Genomic DNA, 23958 nt, shown 5'->3' on the forward strand with positions numbered 1-23958 from the left:
GTTCTTTGGCGGCCTTCTGTGATCGCTAGTTGGCGCCGTCGCTCACGAGAGTCTCGCCAGAAGAAGGCTCCGGGTGTGGTCCCAGAACGCGTGATCGGCGGTAGTAGGTAGCTCGAGACATTCCGAGGTTGCGCGCGACTTGGGCCGCCGTTTGTCCACCTTCTACGAGTCGGCTAGCGTTGCGAATTTGGCTGTCGGTGATGAGCCGCGGGCGGCCGCCTAGATCCTTGCCGGCGTTGCGGCGCTTGGTGATCGAGTCGACCACGCGCTCTCGCTTGATTTCATGTTCCATCTGTCCGAGCGCCGCCATGATCGTGAACAGCATGGATCCCATCGGTGTCGCTGTGTCGACGTCGCCGCCGCCCAGGTTCAGCACCCGGAGGCCGGCACCGCGGCTGCGGAGCTCTTCGGCGAAGGCGAGCATGTTCTGCGTCGATCGTCCTAGCCGGTCCAGAGTCGTGATGACGAGAGTGTCGCCGTCCTCGAGAGCGTCCAGCGCGCGATCGAAGTGAGGCCGCGATGCTCGAGCGCCAGAGACCCCATGGTCGACGTAGAGGTCGTCGCGCCGGACACCCGCGGCCAGGATGTCGGCCTGTTGCCGGTCGGTGGATTGCTGGCGCGTCGATACGCGCGCGTAGCCGATCAGCTTCGTCACTCTGCTCCTGGGTGTCTCATAACCAACGGTGAGTACTGCAATTCAAGCAGGAGGTTATGCGACGTAGTTATGAGACTCGCCGCGTCGTGCGATTCTGCCAATCTTGTGAGCCGCAGAGATAAGTGGCCCGATTCCGGCGCCGCTTAGTGGCCGATGAGTAGGGCTTGGCGGGCGGCGTCGACAACTTCCGGGGTGAGCCCGTCGAGCTTGTTGAGCTTCTGGATTCGTTCGATCTGCGTGACGAGGCGGTCGACGAGGCGGAAGTTCCCACCGGTCATTCGGACAATTGTGGCGATGGCGGTGGCGTGGCCGATGCCGCCATCATCTGCCACATTTCCTGCCGGGAGGCGATTGTTGAGCACGGCGGTGAGTTCGTCGGGGGTGAGTGGTTTGTATTCGTGTGCGAATCCGATGCGGCTGTAGAGCTGCGGGTAGCGGGCGAAGCGTTTCTCGATGCCGGGCATGCCGATCAGGATGACGCCCATGTTGTGTCGGTCGAAGTAGTCGCGAACTTGCTCGAGGCCTGTTGTTTTGAGGCGGTCGGCTTCGTCGATTATGAGCAGTTCGGTGCGCCCACTGGAGCGGGACTGGGTATAGACGTAAGGGTCGACGAGGCCGTGCTCGTGGTAATCGATGGCGAACGAGACTCGTTGGCAGGCGGTGGGCAGGCCGCGGTCGATTTCTCGGATCGTCGCGGCGACGCTGGGGGTGAAGAAGGCAGTGTGTGCTTCGAGAACCCGCGGAGGTACTGGGCCGAAGTCGTCTTCAAAGATGGTTTGCCATTGCTCCCAGTCGTCGGTGCCGGCGTAGTGCCGGGCCGACAAGGTTTTTCCCACGCCGGGTGGCCCCCAGCAGAGGCCGATGTAGCGGTGGGCGCGAACGGTGTCCGCGAACTCGGTGAACCTGCGGTGCTCCCGTGTTGTTTGGAACGCCGCCATTCCAGTCTTGGGGACGGGGGTGGTGTTGACCTCGCCGGATCGTTCGAGGAGGAATCTTCGACCGTCGTCGTTCTTGCCGAGGAGGCTGCGGCCGGGGTCAGTCGGTGGCATACAGACGCAATCCTTTCTGTGGGGCGGGTGGTGGTGGCAGGACCGGGTCGGTGTCGGCGTGTGTGTCGGCGTCGGTGTCGGTGTCGGCGGGCGCGTATCGGGTGTCGCCGGGGAGAGCGTCGGCAAGGCTCTGGCGTTGCCGGAGCTGCTGTTTCAGCTCGCGCCGCCGCGTGGCGCGAACGGCTTGCAGCTCCTGGAGTGAGACGGACTCTGAGGCCAACTCGGGCGCGATGGCTCGACAGAGGAAAGTGTCGTCGAAATAGACGCGTATCTCACCGACCTCGCGTGGGTTGAAGCGGACGGTGACCTGTTCCCCAACGTACGCAGCGAGGACAGGTGAGACGTACCGGGTGGAGGCGAACTGGATGCCATCGCGTTGGACCTTCCTTGTTGCCGCGGCAGTAAGGAGGAGCAAATCAAGGTCCTCGGGGTGTGCGGGGCTCCGCGGGATGAACCCTGTCGCCCCCCCACCGCCTCGAGGGCGCTTCGCGGGTTTCAGAGTGCGGACGATGGTTGTAGTCGTCGACGATGAATCGTTCGAGGATCTCGTCGAACTGCCGGAGGGGCAGGGTGGCAGGGGTAATAGAGGTGCCATTGGTTCCGTGCGGGATATGCCCGGGCAGGTGCGGAAGGAGCTCGGTGGTGACGGTGCCGTAGAATCGTTCGATCTTCCCGCGGCCCTGGGGAATGCCGACTCGGGAGTGGATGAGCTGGATGTGGGTGTCCAGGCAGACGCGTTCCAGGCGTGCGGAGGTGAAGTCGGAACCGTGATCGCTGTAGAGAATGTCGGGCAATCCCGAGATCGGCCAGGCAGGGTTGAGTTTCCGATTGACGGCTTGATGCAACGCCAGGGCCGTTTGCTCGGCGGTTGGGGCGCCGGTGAAAACCGTGTAGCCCGCGATGGCTCGCGAGTAGTCGTCGAGGACGATCGTCAGCCAGGGCCGGACAGGCACTCCGCTCGTGTCGAGCACGGCGACATCGAGGAGAGTGTGGTCGACCTGCCACTGCTCATTCGGGCGGCTCGCGTTTCGGCGGAACACCAACTCGAACCGGTCCCTGTAGGCGGCATCCCCGTGCTGGGCGAGGGTGCGAAGGCCCGGGTCAAGTCCGGCCATGATCGTTCGGACGGTGGTGTAGCTCGGCGCCGCAAGTCCCCGGTCGTGGGCGATGTCACCGACACGGCGATGGATGAACGCCGCCGTCGGCTCCGGCCGACGCAAGGCGAGAGCTTCCACGACCTCCACCAGCTCGGGGGCAATCCTTCGTGTACCTCGGTCGCCTCGGCGGGGACGTTCCAGAGCGCGCGAGCTCGGATCAGCCCGGTACCTGGTCGACCAACGGGTGAGAGTGCGGACCGGCACTCCGGACTCGGCAGCGATCCGGGCCCAGGGAACGCCGCCGTCGTGTTGACGCAGAAGTGCGAGTTTCATCTCGGCTGTTCTCTGCGCCATCGAGGGTCACGACCTATGCAGGGCTGACGTCTTCGCCAAGGTGACGATAAATAGTCCCGCGGGAGACCCCGAAGGTCTCGGCAATCTGCTGCACCGTATACGTCTTCTCGTCGTACATCGTCCGTGCCTGCCGCGCCTTCGTCGCCGTCATCTTCGAACGACCCCCTCCCTTTCGGCCACGTGCGCGCGCGGCAGCCAGGCCATCTTTAGTCCGTTCGACGATGAGGTCGTGCTCGAACTCCGCGATCGCGGCGAGCATGTGGAAGAACAGCCGCCCACCCGGGGTGGTCGTATCGATCCCTTGAGAGAGTGCTTTCAGGCCGACGCCGCGTCGCTCGAGTCCGTCGGCCACCTCTTTCAGGTTTCGGACGGATCGGCCAAGTCGGTCAAGTTTCGTCACGACAAGGGTGTCGCCGTCGCGGAGATAGTCGAGGGCATCATCTAGGGCCGGCCGTTTCGCGAGGACTCCGGAGGCATGCTCGACGAACACCTTCTCGCAGGCAGCCGCCTCGAGAGCGTCGGTTTGCGCGTCGAGATTCTGCTCTCGGGTGGAGACTCGGGCGTAGCCGACAGATGCCATAACAGAACTGTACCTCTGACGTGCCTGACAGTACATAGGTCTCGGACACGAGCCGTGGAACACAACACGCGGATTCTTGAATTGACTGCCGCATCTGTCTCGTGGACGGTCGTTCATGGACAGGCGTCATCGACCCTCAAGGGTGGCAATAGGCTCAGCCCTGAGCGGAGGAGTTTCGTGCGCGCAGTTTCAGTCTTGATTGAGGGCACGTACCAAAACGTCGCCAGGAGCTTTGCGACCCCGTGGCTGGTATCGCGCTGGGCCATTGTGGTGGGGATCTTGGCCTCGGTCATCTCCATTCTTGGCTCATGGATTCCGTCGTATTGGAGTGACGAGGTAGCGACGCTTCGTGCGTCTCGGTTGAGCTGGCCGGAACTGTTCGCGTTCGTCGGGCATAAGGACGCAGTTCACACTGGTTACTACTCAGTCATGAAGCTGTGGGTCGGCGTGTTTGGTGAGTCCGAGTTGTCGACGCGGTCTCTGTCCGCGCTGGCGGTTGGTGCCGGTGCGGCTGGACTGGTCGTTCTCGTCAGGTCCATCGGTGGTCTGCGCATCGGCATCGTGGCAGGGATCATTTTTGCGATCCTTCCCCGCACGACCTATATGGGCATCGAGGCTCGCTCGTTCGCACTGAGCGCGGCCGTGGCCGTCTGGGCCACCCTGATGCTCCTGCTTGCGGCTCGCAGACGATCGTGGCCCTGGTGGATTGTTTACACGCTGACCGTGGTGGCCGGAACGTACCTGTTCTTGTACTCCGTGCTCCTGCTCGCCGTCCATGCGCTCGTCCTTCTGCTGAGCCATCACACCCGCGGGGTTCTCGTCCGGTGGGTGATCGCGGCGGTCGCCGCGGTGGCAGCGTGTCTTCCGATCTTGGTTGTCAGCGTGCAGCAGAAGGAGCAGATCGCGTGGCTATCCGATCAGCCCGTCGTCAATGCGTGGACGATCCTGGTCGAGCCCGCATTCGACAGTTCCTGGCCGGTCGCGGCGATCGCCTGGATCGCCGTTGTCATCTTGGTGGTGCGACGGCGATCCGTACCAGCCGGGCCCTTTCGGCTGGCCGCGGCGTGGGTCGTCGTGCCGCTGGTGCTGCTTTTCGTCGCGGACGTAGCCATCGGCCCGCTCTATACCGCCCGCTATCTGTCGTTCACCGTGCCCGGCATGGCGATCCTCCTCGCACTAGCCTTCACCCGGACACCGCGGAACAGTGTGACGTGGCTACTCGTCGGTGCGGTGGCCGTGGCCGGCGTTCCGACCTATCTTGCTCAACGTGGACCCGTCGCCAAGAACGGCGGCAGCGATCTCGCGCAAATCGCCGACTACATTCACTCCCATGCCTCGCCCGGCGACGCGATCTACCTCCAAGACTCCGGCAGCGTCACCCTACGACCGCGGCAGGCGCTCTACGCTTACCCGCACCAGTTTGCGGGCGTCATCGATATTGCCTTCATTGCTCCGTTCACGGTGACCGGGACATTCTCGGATACGACAACTGCGTGGGAAGACATGGGGCCGGAATTAGCGGGGGTGGACCGAATCTGGGTCGTCATGGCGGGCACCTCGGTTACCGACGCGGAAACAGTGCTGCTGCCCTTGGGATACGTAGAAGGCCCTCCGCATGAAACCAATCGCTCCGTCATCGCCGTCTACGAGAGGGAGCCGGGTCAACGCTGATCCGGCGGAGGGCCCGTTCTGCCCTCCGGCTTGGTCTCAGTTCAGGTCGTGATCGTTGAATCCAGCGGTCGAGTCGACAGGCGCCAAATAGCGCTGTGAAATTGCCGCCACTTACCGGTGCGACTCACATGTGTGACAATTTTTGAGTCCGTTGAGATGGCGATCGCCTTGTCACGTAATCGGACGTATAGATGACACATGTCGAGCATGGGTTGAGCGCCCGTTAGCGGAACGCTCAGCGCGACGTTTTTGAATCTTGGTTGCTCGCGTCAGTTCATGCCACGGTGAATTTGTCGGCTGGATAGTCCGAGTCCGGGGATAGGCCTTTCAGGCCGCGAATCGAACTCGTTGAGGGCGGCGTTCGCCCTAATTACTGCTGAGCGGTGGCTGCCACCCCTTTTCTTCCCGAATTGCCCGCAGAATGCGACGACTGATGTCCCGGAGTAGCCTCCTCTGCGACTGCGTCAGTGGGTCGAGCACAAGACGATTAACCGTGGCAACATGGCCGGGGCTGGCTTGGTGGAACTTTTCTCGTCCCCGGTTGGTGAGGGTGGCCAACGTGTATCGCCCATCATCAGGGTCGGGTTCTCGTTGCACCCACCCACGCGTCTCTAGCCGCTGTATCGCTCGGGACAGCCTGGATAGCGAGCTGTTTGCATAGCCGGCAAGCACGCTCATGCGCAGCGTGAGATCGGAAGCGTTGGCCAGCGCGAACAGGATCCCATACTCGAAGTGCGTCACGTCGGAGTCGCGAAGCAGTTCCGCGTCGAGTGCAGCAGGTAGCCATTCCAGCACGGTCGCCAGAGCGGACCAGGTTTCGAGGTCGTCGCCACCGAGAGCTGCAGGCGCGTTGTGGTCTGGCATGACAGCAGACTACTCAAAGTGACTTGACTCAGCAAGTCAACGTGTTAGCTTTTTACTTGACTGAACAAGTGAATGGAGCGTCATGGATTTGAAGTTGCGAGAAAAGCGCGCCTTTGTGAGCGGTTCGACACAAGGGATCGGATTCGCTATCGCGAAGGCGCTGCTCGTCGAGGGGGCGTCGGTCATAATCAACGGACGTCACGAGGACAAGGTCCAGGCCGCGGTGCAAAGCCTGAGCACTGAAGTTCCCGGCGCCCAGGTTTCTGGAATTGCCGCGGATTTTGAACGCCCGGACGAAGTGTCTCGGCTACTCGGATCCCTCGGGGACCTGGACATCTTGGTGAACAATGTCGGCCTGTTTGGGGTCACACCCTTCGGCGATATCTCTGACGATGACTGGCATCGTTATTTCGATGTGAACGTCATGAGCGGAGTGCGCCTCTCGCGGCACATTCTGACCGGCATGCTTGCCAGGAAATGGGGCCGGATCATATTTATAGGGAGCGAATCGGGAGTGAATATTCCGGCCGATATGGTGCATTACGGCATGACAAAGGCCGGGATGATGGCGGTGAGCAACGGGCTGTCCAAGCTCACTCGAGGAACCGAAGTGACGGTGAACACTATCCTCGGCGGACCGACGTACTCTGACGGAGTCGCTGAGGTCATCGATCAGATTTCGAAGGCTCAGGGTATGCCTACAGACCAGTTGAAGGCTGCCATCATTGCGGGAAACCAGACATCTCTTCTGCAGCGGTTCATCGAACCCCGAGAGATTGCCAACCTCGTTCTTTACCTCGCGAGTCCCCTCTCCTCCGCTACGAATGGCGCCGCCATACGTGCAGACGGCGGTGTCCTGACCACAATTACATGAGATCCAGCCAGGCCGCGACAAAGCTGCGGCCGCGATCCGCGACTCTGGAACGTCACTCTTGTCGCACAACTCTAGAGATGCAAGCCGCCTCGCTGAGAGAGCACAGCGTCTCCTCGACCGTATCCTCTGCAGTCTCGCAACTATGCTTCTCACCCGCACGCCGGAATTGCCAAAGCGAGCGAGAGTTGCGAGTAGCTGTTGAGCGTCGAGTTCGACAGCGGCAGTGGTGATCGGTTTACCGGCCCGAACGAGCGCGACCGCTCGCCTCCGCAAACTCGACAGGGAATGGTCGTGGCATGGAAGAAGCCTCTCAACGAGAGCCCGATCTTCACACCGTTTCGGGTAACCAAACTGTGGGGCACGTCACCTGACCTGTGAAGATTCGTCTCCGCTGGAAAGATGTCACCATGCCCAAGCCCCACCCAGGCGAGTTCCGGCGCGATGTTGTCGCCGTCGCCCGGAAAGCACGAAGCCCCGCTGAACCAGATCGCGAACGACTTCGGCATCCCCGGGTCCTGCGTTGCGAACTGGCTGAAGAAAGCCGACGTCGAGGACGGCGTGAAGCCCGGCGTGACGGAGAAGGAGTCGGCTGAGCTGCGGGATGCGAGGAAACGGATCGGCCTGCTGGAGCAGGAAGCCGAGGTCATGCGCCGCGCGGTCGCGTATCTCTCCTGGGATGTCAACCCCAAAATGATGTACCGCTGGTCCTTGAACTGGCCGTCGACGGTGTCCCCGTCACGGTGACCTGCCGGGTATTGAGCTTCTCCAAACAAGCCTTTTATCACCAGTTGTGAGCGACGACATCGTCGAGCGCCGGGACCGTAATTCAGTATGGTGCCGATCTGCTGTCGGCGGCGCCCTCAAACCGAGCGCCAACTCGGCGTTCTCGAGTGCACGGACACGGATCAGAGCACCCCCTTAATTGGGGTCCTCTCTTGTGGGGACACGGCCGTGGATGTCCGTTACGGTAAAAGTCCAGGCTGGCTTTTGATTTCAGCGAAAAAGGCACATTCGTCGTGAGGCGGGGTCGCAAAGAAACGGGACCCTCGGGGGTAAGCCGGTCTACCGGATAAAGGATCGGGCACACATGGACGTTGTGGTAGCGGATGCTCCGTGGGTTCGAGGTTGGAAGTCTCTGTCCCAAGAGCCGGTCGGCATCGTTGAGGCCACGCGGTGGCTTTTCCTGTGGGTGGCATTGGTGTCGTTGACGCTGCTCCTGCCCGGAATAGTGACCACGGCGAGGGGCGGTTTGCTGCTGTTGGGTATCGGAGCGGCCCTGGCGGTGGCGGTGTCCTGGATTTCTGGCTATCGGCGGCGCAACGTAACGATCCTGCACGATCTTGTGGAAATATCCGGGATTCTGGGGTTGGCCGTCGTCTGCCCGGACCATCGGGCGATTGTACTCGTCGTGTTCGGTTCGCTCTGGTTCCGTTCGATGTATGGCACAGGCGGCCAAGCCGTGGCTCGCGGCGTGCTGTATGCGGTCTCGCTGGGTTCGCTGTTGGTAGTGTGGCGGTCATTTCACTTCGATGCATCGATGCCGGAATTCGCGTCCTTTCTCGGTATCGTGCCCATCATGTTTCTCACGATCATGATTGCGCGAAAACACGGCCAGTCCCTTGGAGTCAGAGGCAAGGTGTAGATCGTGACCGGACACTGGCCGCGACGGGATCGTTGCTGCTCGGTGCGAGCGGGAAGACGGAGATCCTCGAGGTGGCATGGGCGACGTTGACCGAGTTCTGTGTCACGACGCCGGGATTGCGGGTCATTCAGCTCAGACGTGATGGATACGTTTTTACAGCGGACGGTGCGGCCGGAGACTTCATTCATTTCCCGGAGACGTTTCCAGCCGACTTGCTGGCCGGATTCGGCGGGGACGCGCGCATTGCCGATCCAACGCCACTGAACCGGGCTGTGGGCACCCCGCTGATGTGGGAATGTATGAATCTAACCGCGAACACGGAGGACGGCTGGCTACTCGTGGGAGCGCCGAAATCGATCCCGGACGAGGCGATCCTTTCCATCCGCACTCTGATCACCCAGATCGTCCTGGCCTTAAGGAACAGCAACGCCCATCGTGAGCTCGCGATGCAGGCCCGCATAGACGCCCTGACCGGCCTGGACAATCGTGCTTCATTCACCAGACAACTGTCCGGAATTCTCGACGAACCGATCCGGCCCGATAGCCTGCACCTGATGTTCATCGACTTGGACGACTTCAAGGACATCAACGACGGCCGGGGGCACCGTGTGGGAGACGACCTCCTGATCGAGGTGGCATCTCGGCTCCGATACGGGATCCGCTCCGGAGATCTCTGCGCACGCTTGGGCGGGGACGAATTCGCTGTTCTCGTACGCGAGACGACGGGCAAGGACGCGGTTGCCCTCGCCGAGCGTCTCGTAGTTGAGCTCGCGGCGCCCCTTGTGCTGGATGAACATTACGTCAGCATCGGCGCGAGCATAGGAATCACCACGGTCACAACCGGAACTGCCCTCAAGGAACTCGTGCACCAGGCCGACATCGCGATGTATGCCGCCAAAGCGCACGGAAAGGGCCAAGTCGAAATCTTTCACCCCGCACTCCTGCAGATCGATCGAAGACAACAATTCGACGCCGTCGATCCGGGCGAAGCCACGCCGCACCATCCGCGCAACACCGCCTTAGATCAGTTCGTATCGTTGTCTGATATCGCGTCAGTGTTGTCACCAACGGACCCCTGAAATGATGATCGAGGTTCGGCCTGGTGTCCACGTGCGCAAGTGCAAACCTCGGCAGCCTCCTTGCCGGCGTTGATATTTGAGGTTGACCTGTCGGAGGGACGCCGAAGCGGCCGCAACCGATCTCTCCAATGGCTCGGTCAGCTCGGACTCCTGGTCCTTGTTGAATGCCCCTGTGGGGGTCGCATGGGGGTGTCAACGAGGGTTGGATTCTCGGCCGGAAGCAGCAGCACTGCTGGTCCACATTTCGACGAGCGCTGACCGTCGGATTCGATCCCGAGGCGATGAGAGTCGAGGTCCCCGTTTTGGGGGACCTGAGGTGGTGGCGCAACTGTACTGCCCCGTTGTAGGTTCAAGGTGTTGAAGGCTGTCGGCCCTCGGCATGACGGGTTCTTAATCGTCATTAGCAAAAGGCACACTCGTCGTAAGGCGGGGTCGCAAAGGCACGGGACCTTCGGGTTAGCCGGCCCGTCGAATGGTAAGGATCTTGTCACATGAGTATTCACTTTGTGGGGCCTGTTGCACCGGTGAACCCACGCGTTCACCTCAGATTGAAATCTGAGGCCAGGCAGCACACGAGCTCCCCAGGGCCAATGACTTTCTGACTGTCTCCGCCCTCCGAGGGGCGTGAGTCGCGACGGGCTAGGTCATTCTCCTTCTCGTGCTCGGGTTGCAGTTGAGCCACTTCATTCGGTTCGCTTGCGCCCCACAGCGTTTCGCGGCTACCCGCTGGACATGCTTCCGTGCCGTCCAGCGAACCACGCCCACGCGCAAACAAACGCACCAACTCACAAGGAGTATTTTCATGCGCAAAACTACCAAGACCGTCGGCGTGTTCGCCGCTGCGGCCGTCATGCTCGCTGCAGGGCTTTCTCCCGCGATGGCCGCCACCGTGGACACCACGTCCACGGTCACCGGTGGGGCCTTGAGCTCAACCGTCGCGGGGGCCACGCTGACCGGGGTGACCCTCGACGGTTCCAACACCAAGACGGCGACCGGCACCTCGTCTGAGTGGAGCCTCATCGACGCCCGCGGAACCGGTGCGGTCTGGGCCCTCACCGTCACGGCCACCGCTCCCACAAGCGCCGCGGGAACAGTGGAAACCGTTGCCCGCACGATTCCCGTCGGTAGCCTGGCCATCACCCCCGGTACGGTCACTGCCGCGACCGGATCGGACTCTGCGACGGGAATCACCGCTGACCCTCTGGCGATGTCCGGAGCCGCTCAGACGTTGGTGTCTGCGACCATCGACCACAAGGGAACGTACACCTTGACGCCCTCGTTCACCCTGGCGATCCCCGCAAAAACCTACCGGTCCAACTACACGGATGCTGTGGGGTCGAGCACTCTGAAGCCCTACATTTCCACAATCACGTACACCCTGGGCTAGGCCATTCATGCTCGGGTCGCCGTCGTTGACTCCTGCGTGTCAACGACGGCGACCCGTTAGTCCCCAACTGGGCGTGGTGCGATTGCGCCCACGCACATGGAGTTTCCCGTTCTTACACTTCGAACTCACCATCAGTAGCGGTGAGCCTTTTTCAAGGAATTGATGTTGATGCACGCACACTTGCGACGCCGGCTTGGCGCAGTCTCCATTTTGATTGCGGTCGGCCTGGGCATTTTCGGCGCAGCAGCCCCAGCGCTAGCAGTCGATAACGGCACCGTGGGGATCAAACCGGCCAACGAATCTGACTTCTTTCACATCTCGCTCGCACCGGGCGCCGCCATCGAGAACGTGGCAATCGTGAGCAATTACACGGACGCCCCGGTGACGCTGCTCACCTACCCGGTCGACGCCGAGAACAGCGCTCAGGGAACCTTCGCGTTCGGTCCGGAAACGGCGGACCTGTCTGGTGTCGGATCCTGGGTCACTCTTGAGGCTGGACAGGTCATTGTTCCGGCGCAATCCAACGTGAAAGTTGCGTTTCGACTCAGTGTCCCGCAGGCAACGCCGCCCGGAGACTATGCCGGCGGCTTGATCATCCAGAGCCCGCCCGTAGAAGGAACAACCTCCACGATCGGCACGACTGCCGTCCGTCTCGACGTCATCCAACGCCAAGGTGTCCGCATCTACGTCAACGTGGCCGGAAAGACCGTCAAGGCCCTCACCCACGGAGCCCTGGCATGGGAACAAGCCGGCGATGCGGTCACGTTCACCCTGCCCGTACATAACACCGGCAACACCATCCTGCACCCAACGGCCGTTCTTGACCTGGCCGGGTGGCCAACAGCGAAGGCGCACCTCGACTTTGAGGCCCCCGAGAGCCTGTTACCCGGCGCCAGCCTGACCTTGCACGCGCGCCTCGTCCAAGCACCACTCGTCCACGTAGGGAACGCCGACGCGACGATCAGGTCCGAGGCAGGGAACGCCTACACCGGCACCACGCTTATCTACGCGCCCTGGGTCCCCTTCGGAATCGGCGTCCTCGCCCTCCTCGTCGTTTTCTTCGGGGCATGGCGGGCGGCTCGGTTCGTTCGACGGGCCCGGCGTGCATTAGCCCAGCTAGATCGCACCGCCTCCAACTTTGAACACACCGGCTCGTCCGAGGCCACGCGGTCGCGCCATCGCAGATCTAAGTCCCCTGCATAGCTGAACACGGGAGAAGCCCTCCTCCGAGGACTGCGCCCCAGAACGAAACTTGAAGGAGCAAGATGAAGAACGACAGTGCAGTCATAGTCTCGCTGTACAGTGCGGATTCCTCTGTAATCAACACGGTACGCGTGTGCTTGAACCGGAATGGCCAACTACCTGTCGTGCTCGTTGATCCCCTTGACACTTCGGGACGGGTAGTTTCGGGGCTCTGGCTCAGCCGTGAGGTGGACGGAACGGCCTTCTTTTGGACCCAGCAAGAGAGGGAAAACAAAACCGAATTGCGGCGCGGTGCCCGCACTCTAACCTCCGCTGAAAGGAGATGAACCGTGAACGCTGAGCTGTCCGTGCGTGACCAGACGTGCCTGATCGAGTCCGAATTGGAGGTCCTTGGACTCGACGACGCGCTGACCGGGCTGCCCAACCCGTTCTATCTGAGGGACCGTGCCCGAAACGCGTTAGAAATACAGGGCGCCTCCGTGTCGCTTCTGTTCCTCGGGCTTGACCATTTCAAAGTCATCAGTCGTTCCTTTGAGGACGACACCGGCGACAGGCTCCTGATGCGGGCGGCACAACAAATCAAGGCCTTGATTCGGAGTGAGGACGTGGTCGCGAGATGGGGTGGCGATGAATTCCTGATTCTCTGTGAAAAGACTGACGAGAGGGGTGCCCGCACGGTCGCGGAGCGAATCGTTCACGCCTTCCAGCAGCCCCTCGACGTCAATGAAGACAATGGTGACGTTTTACGCATCACCGTCTCTGTGGGCATCGCGATCGCGACTTCGGGCCAGGACGACAAGCGTCCAGTGGATGTGCTTGGGGAAGCTGATACGGCGTTGCAACTGGCAAGAGACCGGGGAGGGAACCAGGTCGCCCTGTACGAGAGCAGTATTGACCACACGGCATCACGGCGACTGGACGTCGAGCAGGCACTCCGAAGAGCTCTCGAACGCGACGAATTCGTCCTTTTCTACCAACCTATTCACAACATCGCCGACGGATCCCTCAAAGGGGTCGAAGCGCTAGTCAGGTGGATCCGGCCGGAGCACGGCATGGTCCCACCCGACGAATTCATACCGGTTGCCGAACGCACCGGCCTGATCGTGCCGCTTGGCGCTTGGGTGTTAGACGAGGCCCTGCGCCAGCTCAGCGTCTGGACGCGCTCCGGCAGCGTCCCGGCCGACTTTCACGTTTCCGTCAATCTATCTCCCGTGCAGTTATCGGACCCAACGCTGGTCGACACCATTAAGCGAGCACTCGCCGAACATCACCTAGAGGCCTCCCACCTGACGCTTGAGATGACCGAAACGGCGCTCATCGAGGATCGATCGCGGATGCAGAAGACGGTCACCGCTCTCGCCGAGGCCGGAGCCTCCCTGTCCATCGACGACTTCGGCACTGGTTACTCCTCCCTCGCCTACCTGCGCTACCTCCCCGCGAAGGAGCTTAAGGTGGATCGGTCCTTCGTCGCCGGCCTCACGACCAACCCCCGGGACGCCGCCCTCGTCGCGGCGGTGATCGGCCTGGCACACGAATTCGGTATGATTTGTGTCGCGGAGGGCGTCGAGACAGCTGAACAGCTCGAACGTCTTCGGCACCTCGGCTGCGATCTGGCCCAAGGGTACTTCCTCGGCCGCCCCGTCCCCGCCGACGAGCTCACCCAGGCCTGGCAAGTGCAACGGGATAACACCTCACCAGAGCCTCGCTAGATCCCGAGCCACCGGGCACCGCCCGCACCCCTCCAGGTACGCACGCCTTATTCAAGAACGTGTTAGAACGCGCACCAGTGACCGGGGGACCGGGTGGCAGAACGTCACCATCCGCAGGTAGGACCGCAATCCGCGGTCATCAATGAATCAAGGAGCAGCGTGGTTACTCTGAGCGGCGACGGGACGCGGAAGCGGCGTGCCGCCCAATCCATTGTCGATAGGCTCCTTCGATTGCAGGGCAGCACGCCACCGCGGACCCGGTGGGAACGCCTTCTGGGGCGCTCGCCCCTCGGTCGCAACTGCGAAGGGCTGTACCAGGGGGCCCTGGGTGAAATAGCCGTCGGCGCCTGGCTGAAGGCACTGTCCTCTGACTGGGCGGTCTTCCACTCGCTCCCGCTCGGTCTGGAAGGTTGGGACATCGACCATGTCCTGATCGGCCCGGGCGGAATCGTCACCATCAATACGAAACACCACCGCGACGCGCCCATCGTGGTCACCCACGACGAGATCTCCGTGGACGGCCAGCCTGTTCCGTACCTGCGTCACTCCGAGTTCGAAGCGGAGTACATCAACACTCTGCTCCAGGACCGGCACCAGTCATCGCCGCCGGTACACCCGACGGTCGTGTTCGTCGCGCCACGGGAGATGCTCTTCACTTCGATCCCTTCTCAGGTCACCGTCCTGGACCTGACGGGCCTCCTAACCTGGCTCTCGGCGCTCCCCGTCGTGCTCGACCAGGCGGATCAGCACGCCATCGTCGAGCTGTTCGACAACCCGGCCACGTGGGCCAACGCGCAGGTCGACGTGGGTGATTCACTCTTGGAACGCTTCGAAGCCTTGGAGGCGGAGATCCGTGCGGCACGCCGCCAGCGCACAATCCGCCTACCCCTCGAAAGCCTGCTCGCGATCTGCCTGACGACCACAGGGGTGCTGGTAGCCCTGGCACTGATTCCCGCGCAATGACCTGCCACGGAAATCTCGGACAGTGTGCCCTCTCAAAATCAAACCCGGCCTAAGCATTTCCGAGGAGAGGGTCTGTCAATAGTTCGGTGTAACTATTTCTTGTTTTGGTTAGTTGCGTCCGGCCGATAGCCGGCCGTTGGATGGGATCAATTTTCGATTTTCTTCACCGGAGTTGGTCCGGCTTTTTGGGTTATCTTGACGGTGGGAAGTTACTCGACGAGGGGGTCTTCAGCCCCGGGTTCCCAAGTCTGGCCTTCGGGGTTCCAGTGCATCTCGGGCGCGAGCTCTCCGAGCATGATTGGTTCGAGGAACGCGATGATTTCGCGGAGCTGATCGTCAAGTTGCGGAAGCGACTGTTCTTCGATGTCTGTCTTGCGTCGCCAGGCAGCCCACTTACGCTCAGCGTCTGCGTCGTAACTGCGCACTGCGTCATTGAGGGAAGCGAGTTGCACTCCGCGGTGGGTTGCGACTGCGGCGATCGCAGACGCGAGATCACCAGCCCGGTATGGGTAGCGTCTGGCGAGGTTGCGAAGGTCGACGTAGTCGCGCCATCGGGTGCTGCTGGCACCGCGCTGCAGCATCGTGATTGTTTTCTCTGCAATCACCGTTGCGACCGGGTAGCCAACGATCATGAAGTCGTCGCCGAGCAGTCCCGGCAGCAGGGCGAGTTGCGGTTCCGGCCAGATCGGGTCGCCCGTGCTCACATCAATGTGAACGAACAGCTTTGCCGTATGTAAATGTGCGGTGAGGCGGATGCGCAGACCGGAGTACTCATCCTCATCTCTAATCGGGGTCACGCGAGCAGTCTCGGCGTCGAAGACAACGCCGTCGTCTGCTTCGACGGCAGCGACGGCCTCGACGACTTTGCGCAGATAGGCGTCGTCGAGCGTGACGTCGAGGGCCTGCATGTCGATGTCTCTCGTAGGCCGGCGCAAGGCGAATACCGCGAGCAGCACGCCGCCTTTGAGTACGAGGTCGTCTCGGTAGGGCGTTCGGGTGAGCCGTTTGAGGAACCGTTCGAGCACGTACAGTGTGTGCAGTTCGCTCGTTGCCCGGCCTTGGCGGCGAGCGAGTGTCTGCAACGAGTGATAGATCTGAACAGCGTCGGTCATGCCAGGTGCTCCAATGCGTTCTTGACCGGTCCAAGCGCCCGGGGGATGGTGCGCGCCAGTTCGAGCAGCGCGGCCGGTCGCGCGCTTTTTCGTTTCAGCCATTCCTTCAACGCCTCAATCCCCGTCTCGTACCCCACGGTGCCTCGCAGTCGGAAGACATCGACTAAGGAGCGCTCCGCTGAGTACACGCCGATGATTTCTTCACTACCTGTGATTGACATCGCCTCGCGGCCGATCGGGAATGTGTCGCGGTTGAAGCTGTGCCATCGAACCGCTGCCGTCGTCGTCGGCACGGATTGACCTCGTGGAACTGCGATCTCCGTGCGCGGCGGAATAGCGTCGATGAGACCGTGGTGTGCGAGCGCGCTAGCCAGACACAGGGTGGCGTCAGGTCTGCGTTTCACGATTTCCAGCAGGTCAAGATCGGCAACGGGCGCTGTCGCGAGCCGGTAGAGCCCTCGACTCAGCTGTTCGATAAGACCAGTGTCACGAAGGCGGTAGAGCGTGCGGGAGCCGACCCCGGCCTGGGCCGCTTCGCTTTGACTAAACGCACCCAAGGGCAGCTTCTCGAGCGCTCGCATAGACATACCACCCTTGCCTAGAATCTCACACAGCTAACTCTACCTGTAGTCGATAGTAGGCGAAAGGATGCGCTGATCAATCACCAAGCAGGGATGAGCTAATGAACTCGAGCTCTAATCCAGCCGGGAACGATCGTTACTGAGCCGAAATTGACCACGGCGAGCCATTGTCTGAAACTCGTGACGCCGGCGTGCTCAAAACTCACGGTCGAAACTAGAAACGATTAAAACCGGGCCGACGCGGTTTGTGACCCCGATGCAGCTCTTGGGTATTTACGCGTCGAGCGCAGACAATCTTCGGTAGAGCGTGGCCCGGGACATACTGAGGTCCCTTGCGACTTGGGTTGCTGATTCGCCGGCGTTGATGAGTCGACGGGCGTTCTGGATCTGGCTATCGGTGAAGCGTGCCCGGCACCCGCCGAGGTCTTTACCGGCAGCGCGGCGTTTGTTCACGCTGTCGGTGATGCGTTCTCGTTTGATCGCGAGTTCCATTTCGGCTAGCGCCGCCATTACCGTGAAGACCATGCTTCCCATTGGGGTGCCGGTGTCCACATTCCCGCCGCCCAGGTTGAGGACTTGAAGTGCTGCCCCTCGCGTGCGGAGCTCCGCGGAAAGGGCGAGCATGTTGGCAGTCGAGCGGCCCATGCGATCAAGGGTGGTGACAACGAGGGTGTCGCCGTCGTAAAGCGCATCGAGCGCGTTGTCGAATTCGGGCCGGCTCACCCGTGCACCGCTGACGCCGTGGTCGATGTAGAGGTCGTCCCTTCGCACGCCGGCGGCGAGGAGGTCGGCCTGTTGCCGGTCGGTTGTCTGGTTCTTCGTCGAAACTCGCGCATACCCGATCAGTTTCGCCATGGTCTCCTCCAGTTGTCTCGCAACAGTGTTTGTCGACAGTCGACCTATCCAGTAGTAAAAGCACACTGTTGCAAGACACATTGGTCGTCAACGTGAAATTCTAGATTGCCGTCAACTTCCGTTCATGGGCTGACCGGCGGTTGGCATCGGACGTCGATGGGTGAAGAGCGCCAATCTGTCTCGTTGTGCTGTCTCGTAGCTCTAGGGATATGAGACGGCAAGCAGCACATCGCCGACCTAGCTTATTCGCGCGACTGGCGCGATGAATACGTCTACTCCTTGGGCTCCAAGTTGTGAAACTTGACGCGCCAAATTCACCTGCGTAAAGGTGAAGAGCGAATCAGGTCCAATCGACTTATCTTTCCGAGCGATGAGCAAAACGACTTTCTTCGGCTTTCGTGAAAATTTGGAGGGGTCCCATCCGCCGGCCTTCACTTTTGCTCGAAAATCCTTCTGGGCTAACTGGTCGAATGTCAGAACCTCCACCGAGACGAGCGCCTGCGCTAGGAGATGGCTGGCGGGCGCAGACGACTCAATGCTCTTGACGTGAATATAAGTACCGTCAGATAGCAGGACGTCGCAAGGCTCGATTCCGTGCTTGTGAAAACTGCTGCGCATGAGTTTCCGGTCCAGGCAGAGTCCGTTTAGCTCGCTTGCAAGGATCTCGTTGTATTCAGCCTCTGATGTGCCCGCAGGCCAGTCGGGCAGATTCTCAACCCCTGGCCCTTGGTCGAAAATCGACTTTGTTCTTGCGCGGACCTGATCTGCGTACGGTTTGTCCATGGCGTACCACCGACCATCGTGGAGACAAAACCGCCTGCCCTCGAGGTCGGTCTGAAAGGAGAGCCATTTCCGGACTGGAATTTTTGGGCTTATTGGTTCTTCACCTGCCTCGTCTTTGAAGAGGATGACACCCAAGCGATCCAACTGCTCGCGCTGTTTGGCTTCCTCGAAAGCTCTAATTGGATCGGCGACATCGGAAAGAACGGGAAGATCGTCCCTCACTCCGGATCGGCCGATCCCAGTGATTTTGAACGCGCTTGGTGTTCCGTTCTCGTCGATTCGTTCATGCGGCCATGAAAGCGCTAAGAGGGGACTGTCTTTGACGCGTATTGCCTCAAGAAGGCGCCGATCCAGATCTGCTTCGAGTGACTCGTCCTTTATGAGGACGAGCTGCTCGAGCAATCCGAGTTCTTCACTCGCTGGCTCTTTGTCCAGTAGATCGCCTATGGCGTCGAGATCAGCAATGAGGAGTTCAGGGGATTTGGACAACGGGATACTGAGCGCGTCCGCTCCCCGTATCTTGATGGGCTTGGAGCCGCTGCTCAACCCTCGAACACGGGCCGACGCCACTAGGCGGGTCACGAGTTCGCCAAGGTCACCTACTCCGAAGCCCCTAAGATGCGCTCCAGCTGGGATCGACGAACGCTCAACTCTCGAGCGTTCGTCAAGTGTCACTCGGGTGATCGAGTTAAGATCTTTTGGATCAGCACTCCTAATAGCGACGCGCTGACCGAACCCGTTGTCGATCTTGCCCTGATCAAGAAGCTGAAAGCCCATACCGTAGGTAAGTGCCCACACATCTCCGCTAAGGATTTCTGTATTAGCGAGGTCTACTCCAGGGGCCCGGTCAATTGCGCCGTCCGCCTCTGGGATGTCGGCCTCATCAACAAATCGAACTTTGAATTTCGGCTTCGTGCGGGCCGGAAGACTAGGAGCAGCACTTGCAGCAATTACAAGCACTGCTGCAGCCGTCGCGTTCGTGAGGTCAATTTCCTCATTTGACAGGCCCGCCAGGATCGGCCCCCAGCTGACGCCTTTCTCGGGCGTAGAGCCGGTAACGAGTAGCGCGGGCCGATCACCGACCGTGACGTCGACCAAGTCAAAGCTCAGTCCCTTTCGGTACTTTTCTTGAAGCGCCTCGTCCAACGCCGCGAGCTTGGTCAGCCGATAAATGCTTGTCCGTGCCTCAGTTGCTGCTTTCCGAGCCATTCCCACCCCAATGGTTTGTCCGAAGGTCATTCTGCGAACCCCCTCAGAATACGAGATACAGTCATCTGAGCGTGCTTCCCGCAGCTGGAATCTGGTTCCGGTAGCTACGATCCGGGGCGTTCATAGGAGTCAGATGTCACCGATCCAGCTCTACCTGCTCGATGAGATAGGTGTCTCACAACCTGAACGCCTCGAAACCCATGGGTTATGAGGCACTCAGTTACGAGACACTTCGGCTGATTGGCTGCCAGCATTGAGTCACGCACGCGCGAGATCTTTGCGAACGTCCGCGCCTTGTTGAGGAGGCAGGTCAAAGTTGTGTGCGCGGGTCAAACCCAAGTGCTGTACGCGGGACCAGGGCGGGGACGACTGCTTCGCCGACATGGTGGACTCGCCAACTACTACTAGGCACGACCGAGATCTCTGGTCGCCAAACGAGCGTGACGCGCATAGTCGCTGGGACCGCATCAATATCGTGGTTAAGGTGTTGGCCAGTCTCGACCAGGCGAACGTATGCGACGTCCGGCGCCTCGATTCCATAAAGCGCAGTGGTACTTATCTTTAGGCCAGTGGCGAAGATGGCACGTGCTCGTGAGAAGTCGCCCCACGAGGCGAGGGACTCCGGCGTGACGAATGCTCCTGCAAGCAGTGCGTTCGCCTCTGGCTCCGCTGTGGAGAGGCCAATACGGAAGACATCCACGAAGAGCGCCGGATGCCACTCAGGGAGCGACTCGTAAGTCACCAATGCATCATCCTCGTCGGTCCAGCCGGTCTGTCCATCGCTCATGAGTCCGATAATGGCACACCCATCCGACACCTCCAGGGGAATGAGCATCGGCAGCATGGAGCGATGTAGCGATGCGAAAAACGAGTTCCCGTAGGGAGAAAGGATAGTCGACTACCGCACTGCGGTTTGCGGATTCCGGGCTACAGGATGCCATGCTAGGAGCATGGTCGTACGTGAACGCTTGAAAGCGCTTGAAGCGTGCCTTCCGTGGCGGGGTAGGCCCGGACAAACAGCTTTCTTCTGTGTACCAGATTCGAGTGACTGGAGCCAATGTGAGTGAGCTTGGGATCGATTTGGATGCCGCAGGGGGATTTGGGCTGACAGGTGCGGGCGCTCTCGGCCTGATCTGGGTAGTGGGCCCATCCGTCAAAGCTTTAGGAAAAAACCTTGGTCAATGGACCGACTATCAGACTGCAAACCTGCTCCGATTGTCAGGGAAAGTCCGTGAACGCATAGGCGACGCGGCGCCGAATGACGGAGATTCTATCCACCCCAGAATCGTTAAAGAGGTTCTGGAGAGTGCGTCGTGGATCGATGATGATCTTCACCAGGAATACCTGGCAGGGCTCCTCGTTTCATCGCGATCTCCTGGGGGAAGGGATGATTCGGGGGCGTATCTGACACGCCTGGTCGCTGGTCTGTCTGCTGCGCAGATCCGCATCCACTACGCAATGTATTCGGCGTACCTCAACTCGCGGGACATGACAGACGACGGACCTCCCCGCTTCACACACGTCGCGGAATTGACTCAGATGGTCGTCATCGCCACGACGGAATCGATGATGCTCGTGGCATCCGGTGGTGCTGAACGTTCGAAGGGTGCCGCCTTGTATGGCGCGACATCTGGACTGCAGCGTGAGGGACTGATCGCCGGTGCCGGCTATCCGATGAACGGAACAGTCAGATCCCAATACCAGTTGGTCCCCACAATGTTGGGTGCGAGCGTCTTTGGACAGTCAATGTTCACGTCCCCGCTCGAAGGCGCTCGCATTGCGACCAGGACTGAGACCCTGATGCGAGGTGCAACGCCTCACATATTTCAAGCTCAGGAGCCCCTAAACGGATACCGTTTTGCCGAAGTCCGTATCTCGGTTGGTGGTTAAATCCGCGTGGTGCGCGGGCCTGATCGTGCAGGTTCACGTGTGGGAATTAGATAGGCCACGAACGCTAGACGCCTCCTGCTGATGCAGTACGGCACCAAGGTCGAGCTTTACTTGAGCGTTTTGCCGCTTGGTCTTTTTATCTCCCGCAGGGGCATCCCGAGCAGGTGGGCGACTTCAGACCGATGGGCTCCAAGTTCGAGCATGGAGGCGATGGCCACCGATGCTGTCACGCGGGCGGGCGCGCTCTGCTTCGCAGCGCGTTCCTGATGGCTAAAATTTTTGCCTGCCACGTCGTGTTGATCTCGTCGAGGGAATCCGTGGCGACGAAGTAGTCGATGGCGAGCTTTTAGAGCTTGTCTTCTTTCGCGCGGAACTCTGTCGCCTTATCGCGTGCGCATGAGCGTGAGCGTGAGCGGGCGGCAGGCCTTGAGCAGCTTGATCTCGGCGGGCGGATTGCCCACGTGCCGCCGAGCAAATCTGGCGTGGTTCGCGAGGGCAACATCAGCGGTTGGAAGAAGCCGGAACGTCGACGTCATCACCAACCAATCGGCAGGGGAGAGGTGGCACATACTCCGGTCGGATCCCGGCGACCTTGTCTCGAAACACCGACGCTGAGTCCAACCAACCAACAGACTCGCTCTAAATGCATTATTACTTGTCATAATAACTATTATCGGTCATAAACTAGGACCAGTTTCAATTGATGAGAAAACTCGTCTCAGTTTGATAGGAGTCCTGTTTTCCCGTGAAATCAAGGCTGTTGTGGGGTCGTGATTGCGCCCTCGGTGGCCTGATAGGGATGCGTGAACCATTGATTCAGGGCTCAGATGGACGTATCATGCATCTGATGATTGATTTCAGCATCTGATTATTGGAGGCCAGATGGCTTCGCGACGTTTGGAACCCGGATTTGCGCCCGAGATTCTGAGTTCCCGGGTGTCAGTGCTTCTGCGTCCCGATGAGCAGACTTTCGCGGCGATGATCAGCGGCTGGACCGATCAGCAATTGGCTCGAGGTTTGAAGCGATCAACCATCGAGCCGCGGTTGAAGCTTGTGCGGCGCTTCCAGACGTTCACGAATGCATATCCCTGGACGTGGAAACCCGTTGACGTTGAGGAATTCATGTCTGAGCTCCGCAGCGGCTCCGGGGTGGCCGTGAGTACTTTGCGTTCCCACTAGGCCGCGATCCGGATCTTTTGCGATTTCGTATGCGATCCCCGCTATGACTGGGTGGCTGTCTGTGAGCGTTTGTTCGGCACGCACCCGATACAGATCTGTTTTGACTGGAACACGGCCGTGCATAGCTCGGACTACGAGGGGCGGCCGGGGCGGCGCGCTCTGACGCGAGTCGAACTTCAGGGATTCTTCGACCACGCCGACGACGAGGTTGTCCGGCTGCGCCACACGGGCACGAAGGGATGGCTGTCCGCGCAGCGGGACGCCACGGCGTTCAAAGTCGCCTACGCCTATGGGCTGCGACGGCGGGAGTTCCAGATGCTGGACTTGGAAGACTTCGGCCCCAACCCGCACGCGCCGGAATTCGGTGGCAACGGCGTTCTCTACGTTCGCTGGGGCAAGGCGACCAAGGGCGGGACCCCGCGTCGACGGTCAGTGCTGACCGTGTTCCCGTGGGTCACCGAGGTCATCGACGAGTGGGTCGGCACATTCCGCGGCCAGTTTGACACGGCCCCGCGCAGCTCGGCGCTCTGGCCGAGCGAACGCGGTGCCCGAGTCGGCCCAGAGGCACTGGGCCGACGATTTGCCAGCTGGAGAACGGACGTCGGACTGCCATCGGAGATCGGCCCGCACTGCCTGCGGCATTCCTACGTCACCCATCTCATTGAAGACGGTTACGACCCCTTGTTCGTCCAACAACAGGTGGGTCATACCCACGCCTCCAGCACCTCCATCTATACCTCGGTGTCATCCGACTTCCGAACCCGGACCTTGAGAAAAGTACTGGACGCGAGTATCGCGGCAGCTCTCTTCGACCCCCAGAAGGACAGACCATGACCGCGAAACGACGCATCAGCTACCACTGGCACCTCCGAACCCTCATGGCGGCGCACAGCATGTGGAAGACGACCGAATTGGGCCCGCTGCTCCGTGACCGCGGCGTAAGTCTGTCGCCCGCGCAGGTTTACCGACTGGTGGCCGAGCAGCCGGAACGACTGTCGCTGCGCACGCTCGCTGCGCTTTGTGACATCTTCGACTGCACCCCGAATGATCTCGTTGAACCCTACGTCGAGGCCACCGTCGGCAAGCAAGCAGTCAACGCTGCTCCGGCCGTTGACATCTCAGCGGATTCACGCCCGGTTCGAGCTCGAATCATCGCCGAGGAGAAGACATGAGTCGTCCGCGGAAGGCCCCTGATCCCACTCGTCACACTCCGTGCGCCCGT

General features: G+C 60.7%; 21 protein-coding genes, 1 pseudogene and 2 riboswitches. Of the genes and pseudogenes, 12 read left to right on the forward strand and 10 right to left on the reverse strand.

What is annotated here, in order from left to right:
- Window positions 1-25 precede the first annotated feature (25 nt).
- The 5 genes from BMW72_RS14875 to BMW72_RS14890 all read right to left on the reverse strand — a co-directional run bounded on the left by BMW72_RS14875 (window position 26) and on the right by BMW72_RS14890 (window position 3735).
- The gene (locus tag BMW72_RS14875; protein ID WP_092111919.1) at window positions 26-655 is read right to left on the reverse strand and encodes a recombinase family protein; all 630 of its coding nucleotides are present in this window, start codon (window positions 653-655) and stop codon (window positions 26-28) included.
- A 143-nt stretch (window positions 656-798) separates the two neighbouring features.
- Complete coding sequence (locus tag BMW72_RS14880; protein WP_092111920.1) at window positions 799-1704, reverse strand: AAA family ATPase; 906 nt, start codon at window positions 1702-1704, stop codon at window positions 799-801.
- Window positions 1691-2119 carry a Mu transposase C-terminal domain-containing protein gene (locus tag BMW72_RS19340; protein WP_241983881.1) on the reverse strand — a complete coding sequence of 143 codons (429 nt, stop codon included), beginning with the start codon at window positions 2117-2119 and terminating at the stop codon, window positions 1691-1693. The genes BMW72_RS14880 and BMW72_RS19340 overlap by 14 nt, the downstream gene beginning before the upstream one ends.
- A 1-nt stretch (window position 2120) precedes the next feature.
- On the reverse strand, window positions 2121-2948 hold the full coding sequence (locus BMW72_RS19345) for a DDE-type integrase/transposase/recombinase (RefSeq protein ID WP_241983882.1): 828 nt from the start codon (window positions 2946-2948) through the stop codon (window positions 2121-2123).
- Window positions 2949-3168: 220 nt separating this feature from the next.
- Window positions 3169-3735, reverse strand: coding sequence for a recombinase family protein (locus BMW72_RS14890; RefSeq protein WP_092111921.1), 567 nt, complete (start codon window positions 3733-3735; stop codon window positions 3169-3171).
- Between the two features lie 177 nt (window positions 3736-3912).
- Here BMW72_RS14890 and BMW72_RS14900 point away from each other — a divergent pair, with 177 nt between their 5' ends.
- Window positions 3913-5406, forward strand: a complete 1494-nt coding sequence (locus BMW72_RS14900) for a glycosyltransferase family 39 protein (protein WP_134450354.1) — start codon at window positions 3913-3915, stop codon at window positions 5404-5406.
- Window positions 5407-5772: 366 nt separating this feature from the next.
- Here BMW72_RS14900 and BMW72_RS14905 read toward each other — a convergent pair whose 3' ends face one another.
- Window positions 5773-6270: a MarR family winged helix-turn-helix transcriptional regulator gene (locus BMW72_RS14905; RefSeq protein WP_092111926.1), complete on the reverse strand. Its 498-nt coding sequence runs from the start codon at window positions 6268-6270 to the stop codon at window positions 5773-5775.
- 82 nt (window positions 6271-6352) lie between these two features.
- Between BMW72_RS14905 and BMW72_RS14910 the strand changes: the two genes are divergently transcribed.
- The 8 genes and pseudogenes from BMW72_RS14910 to BMW72_RS14945 all read left to right on the forward strand — a co-directional run bounded on the left by BMW72_RS14910 (window position 6353) and on the right by BMW72_RS14945 (window position 15127).
- Window positions 6353-7144 carry an SDR family NAD(P)-dependent oxidoreductase gene (locus tag BMW72_RS14910; RefSeq protein WP_092111928.1) on the forward strand — a complete coding sequence of 264 codons (792 nt, stop codon included), beginning with the start codon at window positions 6353-6355 and terminating at the stop codon, window positions 7142-7144.
- A gap of 407 nt (window positions 7145-7551) precedes the next feature.
- Window positions 7552-7926: pseudogene (locus BMW72_RS14915) on the forward strand (IS3 family transposase); the annotation flags it as partial.
- 212 nt (window positions 7927-8138) lie between these two features.
- A riboswitch (cyclic di-GMP riboswitch) is annotated at window positions 8139-8214 on the forward strand.
- 17 nt (window positions 8215-8231) lie between these two features.
- Window positions 8232-8786 (forward strand): hypothetical protein, encoded by a 555-nt coding sequence (locus BMW72_RS14920; RefSeq protein ID WP_092111930.1) that lies wholly within the window; start codon window positions 8232-8234, stop codon window positions 8784-8786.
- A 71-nt stretch (window positions 8787-8857) separates the two neighbouring features.
- Window positions 8858-9865, forward strand: coding sequence for a GGDEF domain-containing protein (locus tag BMW72_RS14925; protein WP_134450355.1), 1008 nt, complete (start codon window positions 8858-8860; stop codon window positions 9863-9865).
- A gap of 399 nt (window positions 9866-10264) precedes the next feature.
- A riboswitch (cyclic di-GMP riboswitch) is annotated at window positions 10265-10338 on the forward strand.
- A 329-nt stretch (window positions 10339-10667) separates the two neighbouring features.
- Window positions 10668-11252 (forward strand): hypothetical protein, encoded by a 585-nt coding sequence (locus BMW72_RS14930; RefSeq protein ID WP_092111933.1) that lies wholly within the window; start codon window positions 10668-10670, stop codon window positions 11250-11252.
- A 168-nt stretch (window positions 11253-11420) separates the two neighbouring features.
- Window positions 11421-12455: a DUF7507 domain-containing protein gene (locus tag BMW72_RS14935; RefSeq protein ID WP_092112000.1), complete on the forward strand. Its 1035-nt coding sequence runs from the start codon at window positions 11421-11423 to the stop codon at window positions 12453-12455.
- A 329-nt stretch (window positions 12456-12784) separates the two neighbouring features.
- A complete protein-coding gene (locus tag BMW72_RS14940; protein WP_092111935.1) occupies window positions 12785-14164 on the forward strand; it encodes a putative bifunctional diguanylate cyclase/phosphodiesterase in 1380 nt (459 codons plus the stop codon).
- Between the two features lie 159 nt (window positions 14165-14323).
- Window positions 14324-15127, forward strand: a complete 804-nt coding sequence (locus tag BMW72_RS14945) for a nuclease-related domain-containing protein (protein ID WP_166787716.1) — start codon at window positions 14324-14326, stop codon at window positions 15125-15127.
- A 209-nt stretch (window positions 15128-15336) separates the two neighbouring features.
- Here BMW72_RS14945 and BMW72_RS14950 read toward each other — a convergent pair whose 3' ends face one another.
- From BMW72_RS14950 to BMW72_RS14965, 4 genes are all read right to left on the reverse strand, one after another.
- Entirely contained in the window at window positions 15337-16239 is a 903-nt protein-coding gene (locus tag BMW72_RS14950; RefSeq protein ID WP_166787717.1) for a nucleotidyl transferase AbiEii/AbiGii toxin family protein, read from the reverse strand.
- Window positions 16236-16820, reverse strand: a complete 585-nt coding sequence (locus tag BMW72_RS14955; protein ID WP_198416331.1) for a type IV toxin-antitoxin system AbiEi family antitoxin domain-containing protein — start codon at window positions 16818-16820, stop codon at window positions 16236-16238. Before BMW72_RS14955 ends, BMW72_RS14950 begins: the two co-directional genes overlap by 4 nt.
- Window positions 16821-17093: 273 nt before the next feature.
- Window positions 17094-17675, reverse strand: coding sequence for a recombinase family protein (locus BMW72_RS14960; protein WP_092111942.1), 582 nt, complete (start codon window positions 17673-17675; stop codon window positions 17094-17096).
- A gap of 237 nt (window positions 17676-17912) precedes the next feature.
- Window positions 17913-19697: a DUF6119 family protein gene (locus BMW72_RS14965; protein WP_092111944.1), complete on the reverse strand. Its 1785-nt coding sequence runs from the start codon at window positions 19695-19697 to the stop codon at window positions 17913-17915.
- A gap of 948 nt (window positions 19698-20645) precedes the next feature.
- Between BMW72_RS14965 and BMW72_RS14975 the strand changes: the two genes are divergently transcribed.
- From BMW72_RS14975 to BMW72_RS14990, 3 genes are all read left to right on the forward strand, one after another.
- Entirely contained in the window at window positions 20646-21557 is a 912-nt protein-coding gene (locus BMW72_RS14975; protein ID WP_167361070.1) for a hypothetical protein, read from the forward strand.
- A gap of 1296 nt (window positions 21558-22853) precedes the next feature.
- A complete protein-coding gene (locus tag BMW72_RS19350) occupies window positions 22854-23570 on the forward strand; it encodes a tyrosine-type recombinase/integrase (protein WP_241983883.1) in 717 nt (238 codons plus the stop codon).
- Window positions 23567-23908 carry a helix-turn-helix domain-containing protein gene (locus BMW72_RS14990; RefSeq protein WP_092111952.1) on the forward strand — a complete coding sequence of 114 codons (342 nt, stop codon included), beginning with the start codon at window positions 23567-23569 and terminating at the stop codon, window positions 23906-23908. The genes BMW72_RS19350 and BMW72_RS14990 overlap by 4 nt, the downstream gene beginning before the upstream one ends.
- Window positions 23909-23958 lie beyond the last annotated feature (50 nt).

Origin of the sequence: Cryobacterium luteum (genome assembly GCF_900110125.1) — a bacterium.
GTDB lineage: Bacteria > Actinomycetota > Actinomycetes > Actinomycetales > Microbacteriaceae > Cryobacterium > Cryobacterium luteum.